At 35.1% G+C, this 18,085-nt stretch carries 14 protein-coding genes and 3 tRNA genes; 5 read left to right on the forward strand and 12 right to left on the reverse strand.

Going from position 1 to position 18,085, the window contains the following annotated elements; translation table 11 throughout:
* Positions 1–11: 11 nt before the first annotated feature.
* The gene (locus GZ212_RS06230; protein WP_166958267.1) at positions 12–1,190 is read right to left on the reverse strand and encodes an acetyl-CoA C-acyltransferase; all 1,179 of its coding nucleotides are present in this window, start codon (positions 1,188–1,190) and stop codon (positions 12–14) included.
* 125 nt (positions 1,191–1,315) lie between these two features.
* On the opposite strand from GZ212_RS06230, the gene GZ212_RS06235 reads away from it, so the two are divergent.
* Positions 1,316–3,370: an HD family phosphohydrolase gene (locus GZ212_RS06235; protein WP_166958269.1), complete on the forward strand. Its 2,055-nt coding sequence runs from the start codon at positions 1,316–1,318 to the stop codon at positions 3,368–3,370.
* A 38-nt stretch (positions 3,371–3,408) separates the two neighbouring features.
* On the opposite strand, the gene GZ212_RS06240 is transcribed toward GZ212_RS06235, so the two are convergent.
* The 11 genes from GZ212_RS06240 to tsaD form a co-directional block, all read right to left on the reverse strand.
* Positions 3,409–3,482, reverse strand: a tRNA-Arg gene (locus tag GZ212_RS06240).
* Between the two features lie 37 nt (positions 3,483–3,519).
* Positions 3,520–3,594 (reverse strand) — tRNA-Pro (locus GZ212_RS06245).
* A gap of 6 nt (positions 3,595–3,600) precedes the next feature.
* Positions 3,601–3,684 (reverse strand) — tRNA-Ser (locus tag GZ212_RS06250).
* A 139-nt stretch (positions 3,685–3,823) separates the two neighbouring features.
* Positions 3,824–4,483 (reverse strand): HAD family phosphatase, encoded by a 660-nt coding sequence (locus GZ212_RS06255; RefSeq protein ID WP_166958271.1) that lies wholly within the window; start codon positions 4,481–4,483, stop codon positions 3,824–3,826.
* A gap of 77 nt (positions 4,484–4,560) precedes the next feature.
* Positions 4,561–5,739: a class I SAM-dependent methyltransferase gene (locus tag GZ212_RS06260; RefSeq protein WP_166958273.1), complete on the reverse strand. Its 1,179-nt coding sequence runs from the start codon at positions 5,737–5,739 to the stop codon at positions 4,561–4,563.
* A 7-nt stretch (positions 5,740–5,746) separates the two neighbouring features.
* A complete protein-coding gene (locus GZ212_RS06265; protein ID WP_166958275.1) occupies positions 5,747–6,835 on the reverse strand; it encodes an AI-2E family transporter in 1,089 nt (362 codons plus the stop codon).
* Between the two features lie 22 nt (positions 6,836–6,857).
* The gene (locus GZ212_RS06270; protein WP_166958277.1) at positions 6,858–7,355 is read right to left on the reverse strand and encodes a TrmH family RNA methyltransferase; all 498 of its coding nucleotides are present in this window, start codon (positions 7,353–7,355) and stop codon (positions 6,858–6,860) included.
* Positions 7,356–7,372: 17 nt separating this feature from the next.
* Positions 7,373–8,014 carry a DUF4159 domain-containing protein gene (locus tag GZ212_RS06275; RefSeq protein ID WP_053970004.1) on the reverse strand — a complete coding sequence of 214 codons (642 nt, stop codon included), beginning with the start codon at positions 8,012–8,014 and terminating at the stop codon, positions 7,373–7,375.
* A gap of 1 nt (position 8,015) precedes the next feature.
* Positions 8,016–8,720, reverse strand: coding sequence for a 16S rRNA (uracil(1498)-N(3))-methyltransferase (locus GZ212_RS06280; protein ID WP_166958279.1), 705 nt, complete (start codon positions 8,718–8,720; stop codon positions 8,016–8,018).
* Entirely contained in the window at positions 8,720–9,346 is a 627-nt protein-coding gene (locus GZ212_RS06285; protein WP_166958281.1) for a peptidylprolyl isomerase, read from the reverse strand. The genes GZ212_RS06280 and GZ212_RS06285 overlap by 1 nt, the downstream gene beginning before the upstream one ends.
* Positions 9,347–9,444: 98 nt before the next feature.
* Positions 9,445–10,470, reverse strand: coding sequence for a tRNA (adenosine(37)-N6)-threonylcarbamoyltransferase complex transferase subunit TsaD (tsaD, locus tag GZ212_RS06290; protein ID WP_166958283.1), 1,026 nt, complete (start codon positions 10,468–10,470; stop codon positions 9,445–9,447).
* A gap of 129 nt (positions 10,471–10,599) precedes the next feature.
* Between tsaD and GZ212_RS06295 the strand changes: the two genes are divergently transcribed.
* The 4 genes from GZ212_RS06295 (at position 10,600) to GZ212_RS06310 (ending at position 18,084) form a co-directional block, all read left to right on the forward strand.
* The gene (locus GZ212_RS06295; RefSeq protein ID WP_240923771.1) at positions 10,600–14,970 is read left to right on the forward strand and encodes a translocation/assembly module TamB domain-containing protein; all 4,371 of its coding nucleotides are present in this window, start codon (positions 10,600–10,602) and stop codon (positions 14,968–14,970) included.
* Positions 14,971–15,125: 155 nt separating this feature from the next.
* Positions 15,126–16,112: a 6-phosphofructokinase gene (gene pfkA / locus GZ212_RS06300; RefSeq protein WP_166958285.1), complete on the forward strand. Its 987-nt coding sequence runs from the start codon at positions 15,126–15,128 to the stop codon at positions 16,110–16,112.
* A gap of 16 nt (positions 16,113–16,128) precedes the next feature.
* Positions 16,129–17,130, forward strand: a complete 1,002-nt coding sequence (gap, locus tag GZ212_RS06305) for a type I glyceraldehyde-3-phosphate dehydrogenase (RefSeq protein ID WP_053969882.1) — start codon at positions 16,129–16,131, stop codon at positions 17,128–17,130.
* A gap of 84 nt (positions 17,131–17,214) precedes the next feature.
* The gene (locus GZ212_RS06310) at positions 17,215–18,084 is read left to right on the forward strand and encodes an N-acetylglucosamine kinase (RefSeq protein ID WP_053969883.1); all 870 of its coding nucleotides are present in this window, start codon (positions 17,215–17,217) and stop codon (positions 18,082–18,084) included.
* Position 18,085: the final 1 nt, after the last annotated feature.

The raw sequence follows: 18,085 nt of genomic DNA on the forward strand, positions 1-18,085 counted from the left end.
AATATAATGGCTTAATTTCTTTCTATAACCATTGCTGATGCACCACCACCGCCATTACAGATAGCAGCCGCACCAATTTTAGCATTATTTTGTTCTAATACATTCAATAAGGTTATCAGAATACGTACCCCAGAACATCCTAATGGGTGTCCTAATGATACCGCACCACCGTTCACATTGACTTTATCATCTGATAGACCTAAAATTTTCATATTTGCCAATCCAACAACTGAAAATGCTTCATTAAACTCAAAGTAATCTACATCATCTATAGATATTCCAGCTTTGGCAAGTGCTTTTGGCAATGCTTTAGCGGGAGCAGTTGTAAACCATTCAGGTTCATGAGCTGCATCAGCATAACTTTTTATGGTAGCTAATATTTTCAATCCTAATTCTTCAGCTTTTTCCTTACTCATTAGCACCATGGCTCCAGCACCATCATTAATGGTAGAGGCATTTGCAGCTGTTACAGTACCATCCTTTGAAAAGGCTGGTCTTAAAGCAGGGATTTTATCCAATTTGACATTAGTGAATTCTTCATCTTTAGAGACTACTAATGCGTCACCTCTTCGTTGCGGTACTTCAACAGGAACTACCTCATTATCAAATTTTCCAGTTTCCCATGCATCAGCCGATCTCTTATACGATTGAATTGCGAACGCATCTTGGTCTTCCCTTGAAAATTCATACTTCACAGCGCAAGCATCTGCACATACACCCATGGCATTATTATCGTAAGCATCTACCAATCCATCTTTTTGTAATCCATCTTCCAAAGTAGCTGGTCCGAATTTTGTCCCTGTTCTTGCATGATAATAATGTGGAATCATACTCATGTTTTCCATACCTCCTGCAACCACAATATCAGCATCACCTAAAGCAATAGCTTGCGCAGCATGCATAACACTTTTCATTCCAGAAGAACATACTTTGTTTATAGTGGTACATGGAACGGTATTTGGTATTCCTGCGTAAATAGCAGCTTGTCTCGCTGGTGCTTGTCCGGCACCTGCTTGAACCACATGGCCCATAAAAACTTCATCAACCATTTCTGGTTTTAATTGTATTTTATCCAAGGCTCCTTTAATGGCAACAGCCCCAAGTCTTGGCGCAGGTATAGTGGATAACGATCCTAAAAAACTTCCTATCGGTGTTCTAGCAGCAGAAACAATAACTACTTGTTTACTCATAATTAGTGATTTTTTTGTGTTGAGCAAAATTAATCAAATTTTACAAGAATATAGAACAAATCAGATTTTAGGACTTCTGACATTGGACAATATTTTTATTACATTTGAAACTCTGAATGTTATCAATGAAAGACCTTGTAAATTTCTTCTATAAGAACCATTCCTTACTGTATAAAGTTCTTCTTTTTGTATGTACCACATTTATAATCGTTTACCTATTTCCCAAGAGTGGAAAATTTAAATACGATTTTGAAAGAGGGAAACCTTGGCAATCAGAAAATCTTTATGCCCCTTTTGATTTTGCCATTAAAAAATCTGAAACGGAAATAGACCAAGAAAAGAAGCAAATTCAATCAGAGTCTTATTTGTATTTTAATTTAGATTCCAGTGTTAAAGAGTCTGTTTTAAACATTTATGATGAGGAATTTAAAGTAGATTTTCCAGATTCAATTTTGGTTGGTAGAAAAAGGGATGTTTACCAATTTGGAATGGACTTTTTAAACAATCTCTATGCTCATGGGGTCTTGAGTGAAGATTATGATTTTGCAGAAGAAAAACAAGCAATAATACTAGACGACAACGTAGAAAAGAAAACAGTAAACTATTCTGAATTGATTAAGCAAAGCCAGATAAAGGCAATGTTAAACAATCAATTAAATAAGAAAGGTTTATCACAGTTTACCACACAGTATGTAGCCTTGTTCTTTGATATCATTGAGCCTAACCTAACCTTCAATAAAAATTTGACGGAAAAGTCGCTTCAAAACGAACTCGATAAAATATCCTACACACGTGGCAGTGTGGAACGAGGTACTTTACTTATTTCTAAAGGTGAGGTCGTTGAGGGTGACAAGTTTCAGAAATTAAAATCTCTAGAAGCTGAATATGAATCGCAAGTATGGACGAAAGCCAATTATAACTGGGTTTTGGTGGCATACACCTTATTGGTCTCATTAGCCTTACTAATGTTATTACTCTTTTTGCGTAAATACCGGTTTGAGGTCTATGAAAACAACACTAAGGTTACTTTTATCTTTTTCAATATTTTATTGATGGTATTCCTTACCACCTTGGTAGTTAATTATAATTCACAGTATATCTATGTAGTGCCTATATGTATCCTTCCCTTGGTTTTAAAAGCTTTTTTTGATGCCCGCCTAGGTTTGTTTTCACATGTCTTGACGGTTTTGCTTTTAGGTTTTATAGTTCCCAATAGTTACGAATATATGTTTTTGCAAATTATTGCAGGAATAGTAACTATTTTAACGGTTTCTGAACTTTATAAAAGGGCCAATCTGTTTATTTCTGTAGGACAGATTACCTTAATATATTTAATAGCTTATTTCGCTTTTTATGTGATTCATGAAGGAAGTGTAGACGGTATTCAGTTGGTGACCTTTGGAATGTTTGTGTTATGTGGATTGGCGACACTATTTGCTCAACCCCTTATTTATGCCTATGAGAAGTTGTTTGGTTTGGTTTCTGACGTTTCACTATTGGAATTGTCTGACACCAATTCTAAGTTATTAAAAGAACTTTCTAACAAAGCGCCAGGGACTTTCCATCACTCCTTGAATGTTGCCAATTTGTGTGAAGCTGCAGCCAGTGAAATAGGGGCTAATGCTATGTTAGTAAGAGTAGGGGCGTTGTATCACGATATAGGTAAAATGTCCAATCCCACTTATTTTACCGAAAATCAGTCGACGGGAATCAATCCACATGATGAATTATCGGCTAGGGAAAGTGCAAAAATCATTATTGATCACGTCATCAATGGCATTGAAATAGCCAAAAAGAATAACCTTCCTGATCGTATTATTGATTTTATAAGAACCCACCACGGAACCAGTGTCGTTTATTTCTTTTATAAGAAAGAAAAAGAAGCTTTAATGCTGGATGAATTGGAGGTAGATGAATTTTCCTATCCAGGTCCTAAACCATTCAGTAAAGAAACAGCTATTTTAATGATGTGTGATAGTGTTGAAGCTGCTTCCAAAAGCTTAAAAGAACCGACTTCTACAAAAATTGATGCCTTTGTAGAAAACATTATTGATAAACAAATGGCTGACGGACAGTTTTTGAATGCCAATATTACCTTTAAAGAGATACAGTCCATTAAAAAGGTTTTAAAACGGAAACTGGCGAATATTTACCATCTTAGGATTGAATATCCTGAATAAAACAAAAAAGCCATATCAAATGATATGGCTTTTTATTGTGATCGCGACAGGATTCGAACCTGTGACCGTCTGCTTAGAAGGCAGATGCTCTATCCAGCTGAGCTACGCGACCCCTCAATCACGCTAGGGCGTGATGAAAATTTTAACTGTCGGGGTGGCAGGATTCGAACCTGCGGCCTCCACGTCCCAAACGTGGCGCGATAACCGGGCTACGCTACACCCCGAATCAGCGGAGAGACAGGGATTCGAACCCTGGCAACACTTACGCGTTGACAGATTAGCAATCTGCTCCATTACCACTCTGGCACCTCTCCTTAAAAACAAATAAAAGAACGTTCTTTAATTGCGGATGCAAATGTAACTTTTCATGCTTAAGAACGCAACTATTTTTTGCTTTTTTTCGTAAAAAATATTTAAAGTGCTGATATCATATTTTTTAGCCCTCTTGAATAATTAATGAAATTCCTTTTGAATCAAATCATGGTGTATTTCAGAATAATCTTTTATCACTTTATCAGCTTGTGTGTAATCTTGATCTTTTGAGTGGAAACTATCATAAGCTACGCAAAATAGTCCAGCCGCCTTAGCTGCTTTTATTCCGTTTGTAGAATCCTCAATAACCATACATTCCTGTTTTTGAAATAAAGTCGATTCATAGGCTTTAAGGAATATTTCTGGATGCGGTTTGGAGGCTTTTAATTCGGCACCACTAAACTTTTCTGTAAAATACTGGTTGAGTTCAAACCGGTCAAATACGCTGTTGATTGTGCTTCTATGTGCCGAAGAGGCCAAAACCAACTTAAGACCTTGAGCATGATAATTCTGAATTAGCTCTAAAACACCATCAATGAGACTCAATTCCTTATCTGTTACAAACAATTCTTTAAAACTATCCCTTTTGATTTGCACCAATTCTTGAGGGGCATGACTTAAATTAAAATCTCTGCAAACTCCCTTACAGGTATCTAGGGTTGAGCTTCCTGTCCAGGTGCGGTAATAATCGTCAGAAACTTCAATGCCTATTTTTTTGAACATGGAAAAATAAGCTTTGTGATGTAAAGGTTCAGTGTTTACAATAACACCATCCATATCAAAAAGTACAGCTTTTAGCATATAAATTGTTTTGTCGCGAAGATACAAAGTGCTGACTTATCTTGATGTTAAAAAGATTTAAAGCTTTTAAATGGAACCTACGAGGGTTTTTGACAAACAAGAATTATTTTATCACCTTCACAATTGGTGGTGAAAAATAAATAAGTTTCACCGCCATCTTTTATCTTAAACTTTTTACGCAATTGCTCTACGCTTTCAGGAAAATTTCTAGTGGTGATATTGGCCTTGGTTATTTTCAGTTGCTTCAAGGCCTTTTTATTATAGGTTAAAATTTGAAGGATTTTAAACGACCTACCAGGGAATTTTAATAAGGAATCTGAAGTGTATAAATGACTATGTTGGTGAAGTTTTTTTACGTTGAAGTATTTGGTCAATACTTTAAAACCACCGGATTTTAAAATGGCAGAATTAGGCTCATATACAAATGTTTTGGGCATTCCATAAAGAACTTCTTGTTCCGTTTCCTCGGACGGAAAGAATGAAAATGGAGAATTTTCATGACCTAAATTGATGGTTTGTATTTTTGGTTCATTTGTAAACCCTTTTTCTAATATCCAAAGGAGCTCTTTTACTTCATTGTTTACAGCCACTACATGTATTTCCTTGACATATTGTAATTCACTTAAGCCAATGGATATATCAAGTAGCGGTGAGGTTTTAATGAGTATTTGATTTGTTTTTGAAAAGAGTAAATCTAAATTCTTTGGGACGTTGGGTAGACAATCATCTAAAAGAAATACCTTGCCTTTAATCTCACTACGCCTAGAAGGATCAATGTAGACCCAATCATAAGTTTCATCTATTTTATCAAGGAAATCTAAGCCATCTCCACAAAAAGGTTGAATATTTGAAACATGGAGCTTTTCAAAATTATAGCGAGCTAGTTCTGATAAATATGGATTCATCTCACAATGAACAACTTGATTAATTTTTTTTGAGAAATAATAATCATCAACTCCGAGACCTCCAGTAATATCAATTAAGGAATCTCCTTCAATAATTTTAGATTTATACTCTGCTGTGACTTCTGAAGAGGTTTGTTCTACATTGAGTTTGTTAGGGTAGTAGATACCTGGTGTTTTAAACCAAGTAGGAAGTTTATTTTGACATTTTTTCTTGGCTTCAATTTGCTCTGCTAATTCTTTGATATCAACATCACTAAAAGGAGACCCTTTTAATATCAACTCATTAATGTTAGAGCTAATGTTATTTTTAATAAAGTCTTGTTTTTCAGTATGTAATATTGCTTTATTCAAACCATTACTAGATGTCTTTGGTAAGTTCTTTTACAATTTTATTATCAGCTAAAAACTCTTTTAAAATAACCTTGATACTTGAATAGGCAGGAACCGCAACAATTAAACCAATAACCCCAAAAAGGACACCTGCTATAAGAATAACCAAAAAGATTTCTAAAGGATGTGATTTCACACTTTTCCCGAGAATAATAGGCTGACTGAAGAAATTATCAACCACTTGTCCGATACCAACAACGATGAGTACATACAAAGCTTTTGGTAAAATAACCTCACTAAAACTGCTGTCCAAATAATTGGTCATGGTCAGTAAAATCATTAGTCCGCCACCTATCAAAGGTCCCACATAAGGAATCAAATTCAATAAGGCGCACAGAAAGGCAATTACTATGGCATTGTTGACCCCAATTATGAGTAAACCAATCATGTAAATTACAAAGAGTACCGATATCTGAGCAAAAAGACCAATAAAATATCTGGATAAAAGGTCCTTTATCTTGACTGAAGAATTTTTATAATGATCCTCCCAGTCGTCAGGAAGAATGATCAAAATAATGCGATCAAACATTTTACTATCCCTTAAAAAGAAAAAGGCTATAAACAGTACTGAAAATAGGCCAATCCCAAAACTCCCTAATCCTGAAACTAAGGCATTAAAAAAATCAGGAAGAAAGGTATAATCAATTTTATTCAAAAGCTGTGATTTTTCCAATTCTTCTTCTAGGGTAGTGGAACCAATATGGAAATGATCTGAAGTATAAGAATAAATCGTTTCAACTTTACTTCGTAATTGGTCAATGTCCAAAAGAGATAAATTACTTCCCTGTTCTGCAATCAATGGAATAAATAGACTAACCAACCCTAAAAAAAAGCCCAAAAAAATACAAATGGTAATGACAACAGCCACCGTATTATTAAACTTTAATTTCCGTTTCATGAAAATTATTAGGGGCCTACCCAAAAGGGAAAGCACCACGGCAATCACCAAATAGACGATAATGGAACTAATTTGGTATAAAACAAATAAAATCAAAGCTATGGCGCCAATGGTTCCAACCGCTCTTAATATACCTTTGGAAATGGTTTTTGCATTCATATTTGTAAATATATAAAATGCTTTACATTAATTGCTTAGTGATTTCATATAAAGCGATAGATGTCGCTTGAACCACATTCATACTGCTGTTTTGGCCAAACATGTCTATGTGTATGACGCTATCTGAAAGGTTAAGTCCTTCATTTGAAACCCCAAAATTTTCATCTCCAACAATTAAAGCCAAAGGGTGTTTGTGAAACTTTGAAGAAGATAAAGGTCTACTATTGTCTGTGATTTCCAATGAAATTATTTCATAGCCTGACGATTTTAAAATTTGAACCGTCTCTTCAATGTTCTCTCTAATTTCATAAGGAACCACTTTTTCTGTCGATCTGGAAGTTTTGGTCATTTTCCTTCCATTCGGTATAGGTCCTCCTATGAAAATAATCTTTTCAATTCCAAATGCATCAGCTGTTCTGAAAAGGCTTCCAATATTTGGAGCATTAGAAATATGATCGCAAACCAAAACAATAGGATGGGATTTCTTTTTAAACGTGGTGTTGTAATGCGTTAATTGCACTTTAAAGGTGTAGATTATTAATTGTCAAAAGCATATTTAATGATGTTGGCACCCATTTTCAGCGCCTTTTCCCTAACGTTTGAAGGATCATTATGCACTATTTCATCTTCCCAGCCATCACCAAGGTCACATTCCAAAGTAAATAAGAGAATTAGTCTTCCTTCATGGAAAATACCAAAGGCTTGAGGTCTTTTTCCATCGTGTTCATGGATTTTTGGCAATCCGTCAGGAAAAGCAAAGGCCGTTGAAAAAATAGGGTGGTTAGCAGGTATTTCTACCAAATCCTTATCAGGAAATACTTTTTTCAATTCTTTTGTTATGTATGGCTGCATTCCATAATTATCATCTATATGCAAAAAACCTCCAGAATAAAGATAATTTCTTAGGTTCTCAGAATCTTCCTCACTAAAGAAAACATTGCCATGGCCAGTCATATGAATGAATGGATACTGGAAAATATCCATACTCCCCACTTCAACGGTCTCTGGTTTTGTCTCTATAGTCGTATTGATGTTATTGTTGCAATAAGTAATAAGATTTGGAAGTGCTGTTGGATTGGCATACCAATCACCACCACCTTTATATTTTAAAAGAGCAATTTGCTGGGAATGACCTAAAAGAGCGCAACTAAATAATATTAAAAATAGATATTTTTTCATGCTATTCATTGACAAATGCAACCGAGTGACAAGCAACAATAGCAGCTGTTTCGGTGCGTAAACGAGTGTTCCCCAAAGTTACAGGAATAAATTGGTTTTGGATGGCCATTTCAATTTCATTAACACTGAAATCTCCCTCAGGACCAATAAGAATAAGAATATCTTCCTTGGGATTAAGTTCCTGTTTTAGGGATTTTTTATCCAATTCTTCACAATGTGCAATGTATTTCTTTTCTGAATAATCCTGAGATACAAACGTAGAATAGGGTATAGGAGGATTGAGTTTAGGTAGATAGCAGGATAGAGATTGTTTCATCGCCGATTGCAAAATCTTCTCAAAACGATCTGTTTTTACAACTTTACGTTCACTATGGTCACAAATAATGGGTGTGATCTCATCGATACCAATTTCTGTAGATTTTTCCAAAAACCACTCATAGCGATCATTCATTTTTGTAGGAGCAACCGCTAAATGCAATTTATAAGCTCTTGGAGCCTGTAAGGTGCTTTTAACAATATTGGCAACACAATTTTTTAAATCGGCCACAGAGATTTCTGCCTCAAATAAATAACCATTACCGTTGGTGATATGTAATGTATCACCAACGGATTTTCTTAAAACTCTTACAATATGTTTACTTTCTTCTTTATCAAAGAAGATTTGAGAAGCATTTTCTGAAATGTTTGATTGATAAAATAGTTGCATTAATCTTTTGGTTCAATCACGCGTAATACTTTTATTTCTGTAAGTTCCTTTGGTGCTTGAGTCATAAAAACCATATAGTATTTATCTTCCGCAGGAATATCGACTATAAAGATATCATTTTTAGCGTGACCACCATAAATAATAGCTTCTTCCAATTTGGGATGAAGTGAGCCTTCAGTAAACCAACCGGTGTCGCCCCCTTGGCTGGCATTTCTATCCATGGAATAGACTTGGGCCATTTTCACAAACGGGATGCCATTTTCGTAGGAGGTAAGGATACGTTGTCTCAAATCGTTCATTTTATCATAAGAAATCTGCTTGCCATCAAAAAATATGTAATTGACGCGATAGTTAGGCACAATGTTTTTCTCTAAAACTTTATAGTGTATAGACTCAAAACCTTGATCATCTGTTAAGGAGCCACCAATAGATTTGTCAAACAGTTGTTTGGCTAAGCTTGTTTGATGTTTGGCTTCATTAAAAGTGATGATTTTGCCTTTAAAGGCTTTTGTTTCTAAAAATGCTTCGGCTTGATTCATGTCAAAAATGGAATCCAATTGTTTGGTAGCATTTTGTGCCTGTAGCATGGAAGTGCCCACAAGTAGGGTGAGTAATGTTTTTTTCATTTGGGATTTAGTTTAGATTTTAAAATAAAGAAACTAAAAAATGGGGTGCCGTTTTACGACTCCTCAAAAGTTATCAACAGAGGTTTTAACAACTGAATTTATTGTATGGGTAATCGAGCTGCCGCAACAACCTCTTGAGAAGCAAAGTCAGCTTCCAAATATTTTAAATATCCTACTATGGCAATCATGGCAGCGTTATCTGTAGTAAATTCAAATTTAGGTACATAGGTTTTCCATCCAAATTTGGATTCAGCATTTTTAAGGGCAGCTCTAATCCCTGAATTAGCAGAAACACCACCCCCAATGGCAATATGCTTAATCCCTGTTTCTTTTGAAGCCTTTTTTAGCTTGTCCATGAGAATTCCAATAATAGTATACTGTATGGAAGCGCAAATGTCATTAAGGTTTTCTTCGATGAAATTTGGATTGGCTTTAATTTCCTTTTGAATGAAATAAAGTATGGCTGTCTTCAATCCGGAAAAACTAAAATTCAAACCATCAACTTTAGGTTTTGTAAATTGAAATGCTTTAGGATTTCCCAATTGAGCATATTTATCAATTAATGGTCCGGCAGGATAACCTAAGCCCAATATCTTACCACTTTTATCATAGGCTTCACCTACAGCGTCATCAATGGTTTCTCCTATGACTTCCATATCAAAATATCCTGACACTTTAACGATTTGAGTATGTCCTCCAGAGATGGTCATAGCTAAAAAGGGGAAGGGAGGTTTATCAAACCCTTCTTCATCAATATAATGTGCCAAAATATGACCCTGCATGTGATTGACATCTATGAGAGGAATGTCTAAACCAAAGGCTAAAGATTTTGCAAAGGAAGTACCTACTAATAAAGACCCCATTAAACCAGGACCACGAGTAAATGCTACAGCATGTAATTGATCGGCAGTCAAGCCAGCTTTCTTAATGGCACGGTCTACAACCGGAACGATATTCTGCTGATGGGCTCTTGAAGCTAATTCAGGAACCACACCACCATATTCTTCGTGTATTTTTTGACTGGCTACAACATTACTTAAAATTTTGCCGTTATGAATCACGGCTGCAGCCGTGTCGTCACACGAAGACTCAATACCTAGTATGTAAATATTTTCCGATTCCATTAATTAAAAATAGGCACAATAATTGTTAATTTTGACTCCAAAGTTATAACTTTAAAACGTATCAAAAAATATTTAAAAATACTCGCAAAGATTGCAGGCATTATTGTACTGCTATTTATCATATTAGTTTTGATACTTTCTATTCCCCCCGTACAGACCGCTTTAGGAAATTATGCAACCAATAGACTTAATGAAGATTTCGGAACAGACATTCATATTGGTAAAGTAGGGCTTCAATTTAATGGTGACGTTGAATTAAAAGAGGTTTTAGTAAAAGATTATACGAAGGACACACTTTTTGGAGCAGACGAAATCAATACCTCCATTATTAATTTCAAAAATGTAATGGATTCTAAATTGGCATTTGGGGACATTGATGTTTATGGCTTGGTGTTTAATTTAAAGACTTATCAAGGGGAAGTGGAAACCAATCTCGACCGATTTGTAGCTCTTTTTGACGAGGATCCACCTAGTGAAGAACCTAGCCATTTTTTGATGTCTTCTAGCGATGTGAGTATTTATGATGGTGTTTTTAGGTTGATTGATGAGAACAAGGAAACTCCTGAAATATTGGAATTCACAAATATTGGAATCAATACAACCAATTTCTTAATTAATGGGAGTAATGTAAGTATGCGTATCAATCAACTTACTTGCGATGATAGCAGAGGTTTACATATAGACAATTTAATAAGTGATTTCACATATACACCTTCCAATATTTTACTTGAAAATTTGAGTATCAAAACAACTAATTCTGAGTTAGAGGGTGAAGTTAAATTCCTATATAATAGAGAAGATTTAGCTTATTTTACTGATAAGGTCCAAGTCGATGCTACATTTGAAAAAGCAGATATTGCTTTAAATGAACTTAATCACTTCTATAATGAGTTTGGAATCAATCAAAGAGCTAAGCTGAGCGCCAAAATATCAGGAACCTTAAATGATATGCAGGTCCGTGATTTAAGAACTACAACTAGTTCAAGGAGTAAAATCTATGGGGATATAAATTTTAAAAATTTATTTAACGCCGCTGCTGACAATTTTTACATGAATGGTGACTTTACCAATTTAACTTCTAATTATAGAGATTTAAAGGCTCTTTTGCCTAATGTCTTGGGAGAAGCCATTCCATCGTCTTTTGATCGTCTTGGAGATTTTAGAATTGAAGGACAAACAGAAATTACTTCTACCATGGTCAAAGCTGACGTTGAGATTTTGACTGATTTGGGATTGATAGTTTCTGATTTAGAATTGCAAAAAATAAATGATATTGATAATGCATCTTATATAGGTAATGTGGTTTTTGATGAGTTTGATTTAGGTGTTTTTGTAGAAGATAGGTCCTTGGGAGTAACTTCATTTAATTTGGACATAGACGGAAAAGGATTTACGAGAGAGAATTTAAATACACACATCGATGGAGAAATTTTTAATCTTAATTATAACGATTACTCCTATAAAAAAGTTGCAGTTGCAGGAGACTTAACAAGTGACTTTTATAATGGATCTCTGGTTTCGCGTGACGAAAATCTAAATCTGGAATTTAACGGTTTAATTAGTTTTCAGGAAAAATCTAATTCCTATGATTTTGTAGCTGATGTTCAATATGCAAACCTTAAGGCCCTGAATTTTGCTAAAAATGATAGCATTTCCATATTCAAGGGATATATCGATATGCAAATGAATGGTTATGGGATCAATGATGCCGAGGGTGTTATTTATTTCTCAAACACGGTATATAAAAATGAAACTGATGAATATGTCTTTAATGATTTTGAAATCTCTTCAAGGTTCAATGGGCAAGAGCGTGTCATAACTGTTAACTCGCCAGATATCATTCAAGGAAAATTAAGTGGTGTTTTTGTTTTTGAAGAGATTCCCAAGCTTTTCAAAAATGCTATAGGTAGTAATTATTCAAATTTTAAACCCTACAAGGTAAAACCTAATCAGCATATTGATTTCAACTTTAATATTTATAACAAGATTATTGAAGTTTTTATACCTGATTTGAATCTAGGGAAGGATACCTTTATAAAGGGGCGTGTTGAAAGCAATCAGGAGGAGTTTCAATTGGTGTTCAAATCTCCCGAAATTAAGTTGTTTGACTATTTTGCCGAAGGTTTGGAACTGCAGTTGGATAACAAAAACCCAATCTATAACGCCTACATTGAGGTAGATAGCTTAAACACAAAATATTATAATTTATCTGAGTTTAGTTTGATAAATAAAACATTCCGAGATACTCTGCATATACGAACAGAGTTCAAGGGAGGGCAAAACAACAAGGATGAGTATAACATAAACTTCTACCATACAATTAATGAGGAGAACCGTTCAGTAATAGGTTTTAAACATTCTGATGTTACTTTTAGAAACAATAAATGGATCATCAATAAGGAAAATAATAATTTAAATAGGTTTGAGTTTGACCACGATTTTAAAGAGTTTCAAGTGGATCGTTTAAAAATGGTTCATGAAGAAGAGGAGATCATGCTAACAGGGAGCTCAAAAGATTCTACATTTAAGGATATTCAGCTGCATTTTAAAGATGTTTATTTAAGTCATATAACACCAGAAGTTGAAGATCTTTCCTTAGAAGGGAAAGTAAACGGTAGCTTGGATATTGATCAAATAAAGGGAAAATACTTGCCTTCTTCTTCGATAACTGTAGATGATTTGGTGGTTAATGAAATGTTTTTAGGTGCTTTTAATGCGAACATTGTTGGTAATGAAGACCTAAGTAAATACAACGTGCATGTAACCATAAAAGATGATATTAAAAAAACTTTTGAAATAATAGGGGTCATTAATTCAGATCAGAGGGATACCTCCATGGAGTTGGATTTGATATTTAATAAGTTTAAACTAGACCTATTAAATCCATTTTTAGATGATGTCATCAATAATATAAGGGGAGAAGTAACGGGTACAGCTATAGCCCGTGGAAGTTTAAGTGATCCTGATTTCTTTGGAGATTTAATCCTTAATAAAGGAGGAATGAATATCGTTGAATTGAACACCGATTTTCAATTTGCAGATCAATCAGAAGTGACGTTGGCTAAACAGAGTTTTATGTTTAATTCATTGGATGTTACAGATTCTGTTTATCAAACCAAGGGCAAGATAGATGGTTCCATTTCTCATACCAATTTTTCGGACTGGAGGCTTGATTTGGCTATTTCAAGTGACAATTTATTGGTTCTTAATACAGAAGCAAAAGAAGATGCACTCTATTACGGAACGGCTTTTATCGATGGATCTGCAACCATTAAAGGGCCATCTGATGAATTGGTTATTGATGTCATTGCAGAAACCAATCCTGGAACCGTATTTGTCATTCCTTTAAGTGAAACTGAAACAATTGGTGACAATTCCTATATTCACTTTTTATCTCCAGAAGAAAAGGCGGCCAAATTGAAGGGGGAAGAATTTATAGCTAGGGATGTAAAAGGTTTGGAACTGGATTTTGATTTGGATATTACTCGAGATGCCGAAATTGAAATAGTGATTGATCCTGTTTCCAAAAGTACTATAAGGGGTAGAGGAGAAGGAGCCCTTTTGATTGATATCAATACCAACGGAAAGTTTAATATGTATGGAGATTTTGTAGTGATTGACGGGGTATATAACTTTAGATACGGTGGTGTGGTTCAAAAAACATTTAATGTACTAGAAGGAAATTTAATATGGGAAGGGGACCCTTTAGACGCAAGAGTAGATATCAAAGCCTTGTACAAAACTAGAGCCAATCCTTCACCCCTATTAGATAATCCTATTAATAGAAGTATCGATGTCAATCTAGTCACAGCTTTATCAGGTAAATTAGAACGTCCTGATATCAATTTTGATTTCCAATTTCCAAATGTAAATTCTACCGTAAAATCAGAGTTGAATTATAGACTGGAAGCTAAAGAGGAAAGGGATAACCAAGCTTTATTTTTATTGGCAACAGGTTCTTTCTCTAGTAGAGGGGCTAACGTTAATTTCACTGGTACATTTGCAGAACGGCTTAATGGTATTGTCAATAATATATTGTCAAGTGATGGTGGTAAATTAAATGTAGGTGTTAATTATGAAGCGGGCCAAGTTACTCCAGAATATCAATCGGATGATAGGGTAGGGTTAACACTTCAAACCAATATTAGTGACCGCATTGTCCTTAATAGTAAAGTGGGGGTGCCGGTAGGTGGTGCGGAACAATCTGTTATCGCTGGTGATGTACAAATTGATTTTTTACTCAATGAAGAAGGAACTCTAACAGCTACGGTATTTAATAGAGAAAACAGTATTCGTAATTTAGGTGAAGAAATAGGGTATACACAAGGACTGGGAATTACCTACAGTGTCGATTTTGATACATTTAGGGAATTGCTTCAAAAAATCTTCACTGGCAAAGTAAAAACTCCAAAAGTTGAAGAGGAGAAAAAAGAGGAAGAAATTCAAGATAATGAAGTACTTCCTGACTACATGGGATTCAAAAAAGACAACGACGAATAATACCCCAATTTTGTTTTTTTGATCAATTTTTATAACAATTTCTAAAAAATTATTAACGAAAACGATTGAATTCAAAGAATGCTCTAAATAAATGATAAAGAGCATGTTTTAATTCCATTTTGTTTAGTAGTTTTACTTTCCGAAAGATAAAAATCATGTCAAAAAGCATAAAAAAAATTGGTGTTTTCACCTCTGGAGGAGATTCTCCAGGAATGAATGCCGCTATCAGGTCGGTAGTAAGAACCTGTGCCTACCATCAGATTGAAAGTGTAGGAATTTATCGAGGGTATCAGGGGATGATTGAGGGTGATTTTAAACCCATGAATGCTAGAAGTGTAAAAGATATCATCAATAAAGGAGGAACGATTTTAAAGTCAGCAAGATCCGATGAATTTCGTACTCCAGAAGGTCGAAAAAAGGCCTATGAACAACTTAAAAAAGAGAATATCGATGCCTTAGTGGCTATTGGAGGAGATGGAACTTTTACTGGTTCATTAATTTTCAATAGTGAATACAATTTTCCAGTAATTGGAATTCCGGGAACCATTGATAATGATATTTTCGGAACTTCACACACTTTAGGATACGATACCGCTTTAAATACAGTGGTTGATGCAATTGACAAAATTAGGGATACAGCTAGTTCTCACAACCGTTTATTCTTTATTGAAGTTATGGGACGTGATGCTGGTCATATTGCCTTAAATGTGGGAGTAGGTGCTGGAGCAGAAGAAATATTGATTCCTGAGGAAGATTTAGGATTAGATAGACTTTTGGAATCTCTTAGAAGAAGTAGACGTACGGGAAAAACTTCTAGTATCGTAATCGTAGCTGAAGGAGATAAAATTGGTAAGAGTGTCTTTGAACTAAGAGATTATGTAGAAGAAAATCTTACCGAATATGAGGTGCGTGTCTCTGTTTTAGGCCACATGCAGCGTGGTGGTTCACCGTCTTGTTTTGACCGTGTACTAGCAAGTAGAATGGGAGTAAAAGCAGTAGAGAGCCTATTGGAAGGAAAAAGCAATTTCATGGTTGGTCTTAATGATGATAAAATGTCATTGACTCCATTAGATCAAGCCATAAAAGGACAATCAAAAATAAACTTAGAACTGTTACGTGTGTCAGATATCATGACCACATAAAATTTAATTAAATAATATGTCAACACTAAAATTAGGAATTAACGGATTCGGAAGAATAGGAAGAATAGTTTTTAGAGCTACCGTTAACAGACCAGATGTAGAAGTAGTAGCTATCAATGATTTACTTGATGTAGATCACTTAGCATACTTATTAGAATATGATTCGGTTCATGGAAAATTCGATGGAACGATAGAAGTAAAAGACGGCCATTTAGTAGTTAATGGAAAAACCATCAGAATTACTGCTGAAAGAGATCCAAAAGCTCTTAAATGGGATGAAGTAGGTGCCGATGTAGTTGCAGAATGTACAGGTATTTTTACTACTTTGGATACAGCACAATACCATATTGATGCGGGTGCTAAAAAAGTTGTAATCTCTGCTCCAAGTAAAGATGCACCTATGTTTGTAATGGGTGTAAACCATAAAGAAGCTAAAGCATCTGATACGATTGTATCTAATGCATCTTGTACTACAAACTGTTTGGCTCCAGTTGCCAAAGTATTAAATGACAACTTTGGAATTGTTGAAGCTTTAATGACTACTGTTCATGCTACTACAGCTACACAGTTGACAGTAGATGGACCATCAAGAAAAGATTTTAGAGGTGGAAGAAGTGCTTTATTGAACATCATTCCAGCTTCTACCGGTGCTGCTAAAGCGGTAGGCAAAGTAATTCCAGAATTGAATGGTAAATTAACAGGTATGGCGTTCCGTGTTCCTACCGCAGATGTGTCTGTTGTTGATTTAACAGTGAAATTGGAAAAAGAAACTTCTTTAGAAGAAATCAAAAAGGCATTCAAGGCTGCTTCTGAAGGAGACATGGAAGGTGTATTAGGATATACAGATGAATTGGTAGTTTCACAAGACTTTGTGAGTGATGCTAGAACAAGTATTTTTGATGCTGATGCAGCAATCGAATTGAACTCTACTTTCTTTAAAGTAGTATCTTGGTATGATAACGAATTTGGATATTCCAACAAATTAGTGGATTTAGCCCTTTACGTTAATAAACTATAATTTAATTTATATACGAATTAAGGCCGCAGTAACATTTGGGCGACTGAACTTCTTACTGCGGTTTTTTTGTATCTTTATATAATTATGATTTTAATAGTTGATAGCGGTTCCACTAAGTGCGATTGGATGCCAGTTGACCTTAATGGAAACCAAATTTCCGAGAAAATCAGGACTAAAGGTTTAAATCCTGCCATTCTTGAACAAGATCAGCTTCGTGAACGAATTTTAGAGAGCGAAGAGCTGATGGCGTTTAGGGATAAAGCCACCCATTTATATTTTTATGGAGCAGGTTGTGGCACAGAGAAACCTAAGCAAGCGCTTAGAGAAGTTCTGAATGAAATTTTTCTTTCTACTCATGTAGAAATAGAAGAGGATACAATGGCAGCGGTTCGATCTACCATTAATCATGATGACGAAGCCGCAGTGGTTTGCATTATGGGTACGGGATCTAATTGTAGCTATTATGATGGAACTAAACTACATCAAAGAGTAAAGTCCTTAGGGTATAGCTTAATGGATGAAGCAAGTGGAAATTACTATGGTAAAGAGCTGATTAAGGACTATTACTATAACCACATGCCATCAAACTTAAGTGTGGCCTTTGAGCACAAGTATAATTTGGAAGCGGATCACATTAAGTACAATTTATACAAACAACCTAATCCTAATGCTTATTTGGCTGGTTTTGCTGAATTCATGATTTTGAATAAAGAGTCAGAATACATGAAGGAGCTTATTAAAAGAGGATTTAGATCTTTTGCAAGAAACATGATTATGCAATTCAAGGAGGAGCTTAAAACGGCACCAGTTCATTTTGCAGGATCCATTGCATTTTTTGCTAAGGATGAGATTATAGAAGTCGCTGAAGAAATGGGCTTTAAACCAGGAAATTTTATTAGAAGACCAATTGAAGGTTTAGTAGAATACCACGTAAGGAGTCTAAAGCACGCTTAAT

This window comes from Mangrovimonas sp. CR14 (genome assembly GCF_011764015.1).
Classification (GTDB): Bacteria; Bacteroidota; Bacteroidia; order Flavobacteriales; family Flavobacteriaceae; genus Mangrovimonas; species Mangrovimonas futianensis.

Coding starts and splice junctions, on each gene's coding strand:
- GZ212_RS06230 (WP_166958267.1), bottom strand. CDS start 1,190: ATGAGTAAACAAGTAGTTATTGTTTCTGCTGCTAGAACACCGATAGGA.
- GZ212_RS06235 (WP_166958269.1), top strand. CDS start 1,316: ATGAAAGACCTTGTAAATTTCTTCTATAAGAACCATTCCTTACTGTAT.
- GZ212_RS06255 (WP_166958271.1), bottom strand. CDS start 4,483: ATGCTAAAAGCTGTACTTTTTGATATGGATGGTGTTATTGTAAACACT.
- GZ212_RS06265 (WP_166958275.1), bottom strand. CDS start 6,835: ATGAATGCAAAAACCATTTCCAAAGGTATATTAAGAGCGGTTGGAACC.
- GZ212_RS06275 (WP_053970004.1), bottom strand. CDS start 8,014: ATGAAAAAATATCTATTTTTAATATTATTTAGTTGCGCTCTTTTAGGT.
- GZ212_RS06280 (WP_166958279.1), bottom strand. CDS start 8,720: ATGCAACTATTTTATCAATCAAACATTTCAGAAAATGCTTCTCAAATC.
- GZ212_RS06285 (WP_166958281.1), bottom strand. CDS start 9,346: ATGAAAAAAACATTACTCACCCTACTTGTGGGCACTTCCATGCTACAG.
- tsaD (WP_166958283.1), bottom strand. CDS start 10,470: ATGGAATCGGAAAATATTTACATACTAGGTATTGAGTCTTCGTGTGAC.
- pfkA (WP_166958285.1), top strand. CDS start 15,126: ATGTCAAAAAGCATAAAAAAAATTGGTGTTTTCACCTCTGGAGGAGAT.
- gap (WP_053969882.1), top strand. CDS start 16,129: ATGTCAACACTAAAATTAGGAATTAACGGATTCGGAAGAATAGGAAGA.
- GZ212_RS06310 (WP_053969883.1), top strand. CDS start 17,215: ATGATTTTAATAGTTGATAGCGGTTCCACTAAGTGCGATTGGATGCCA.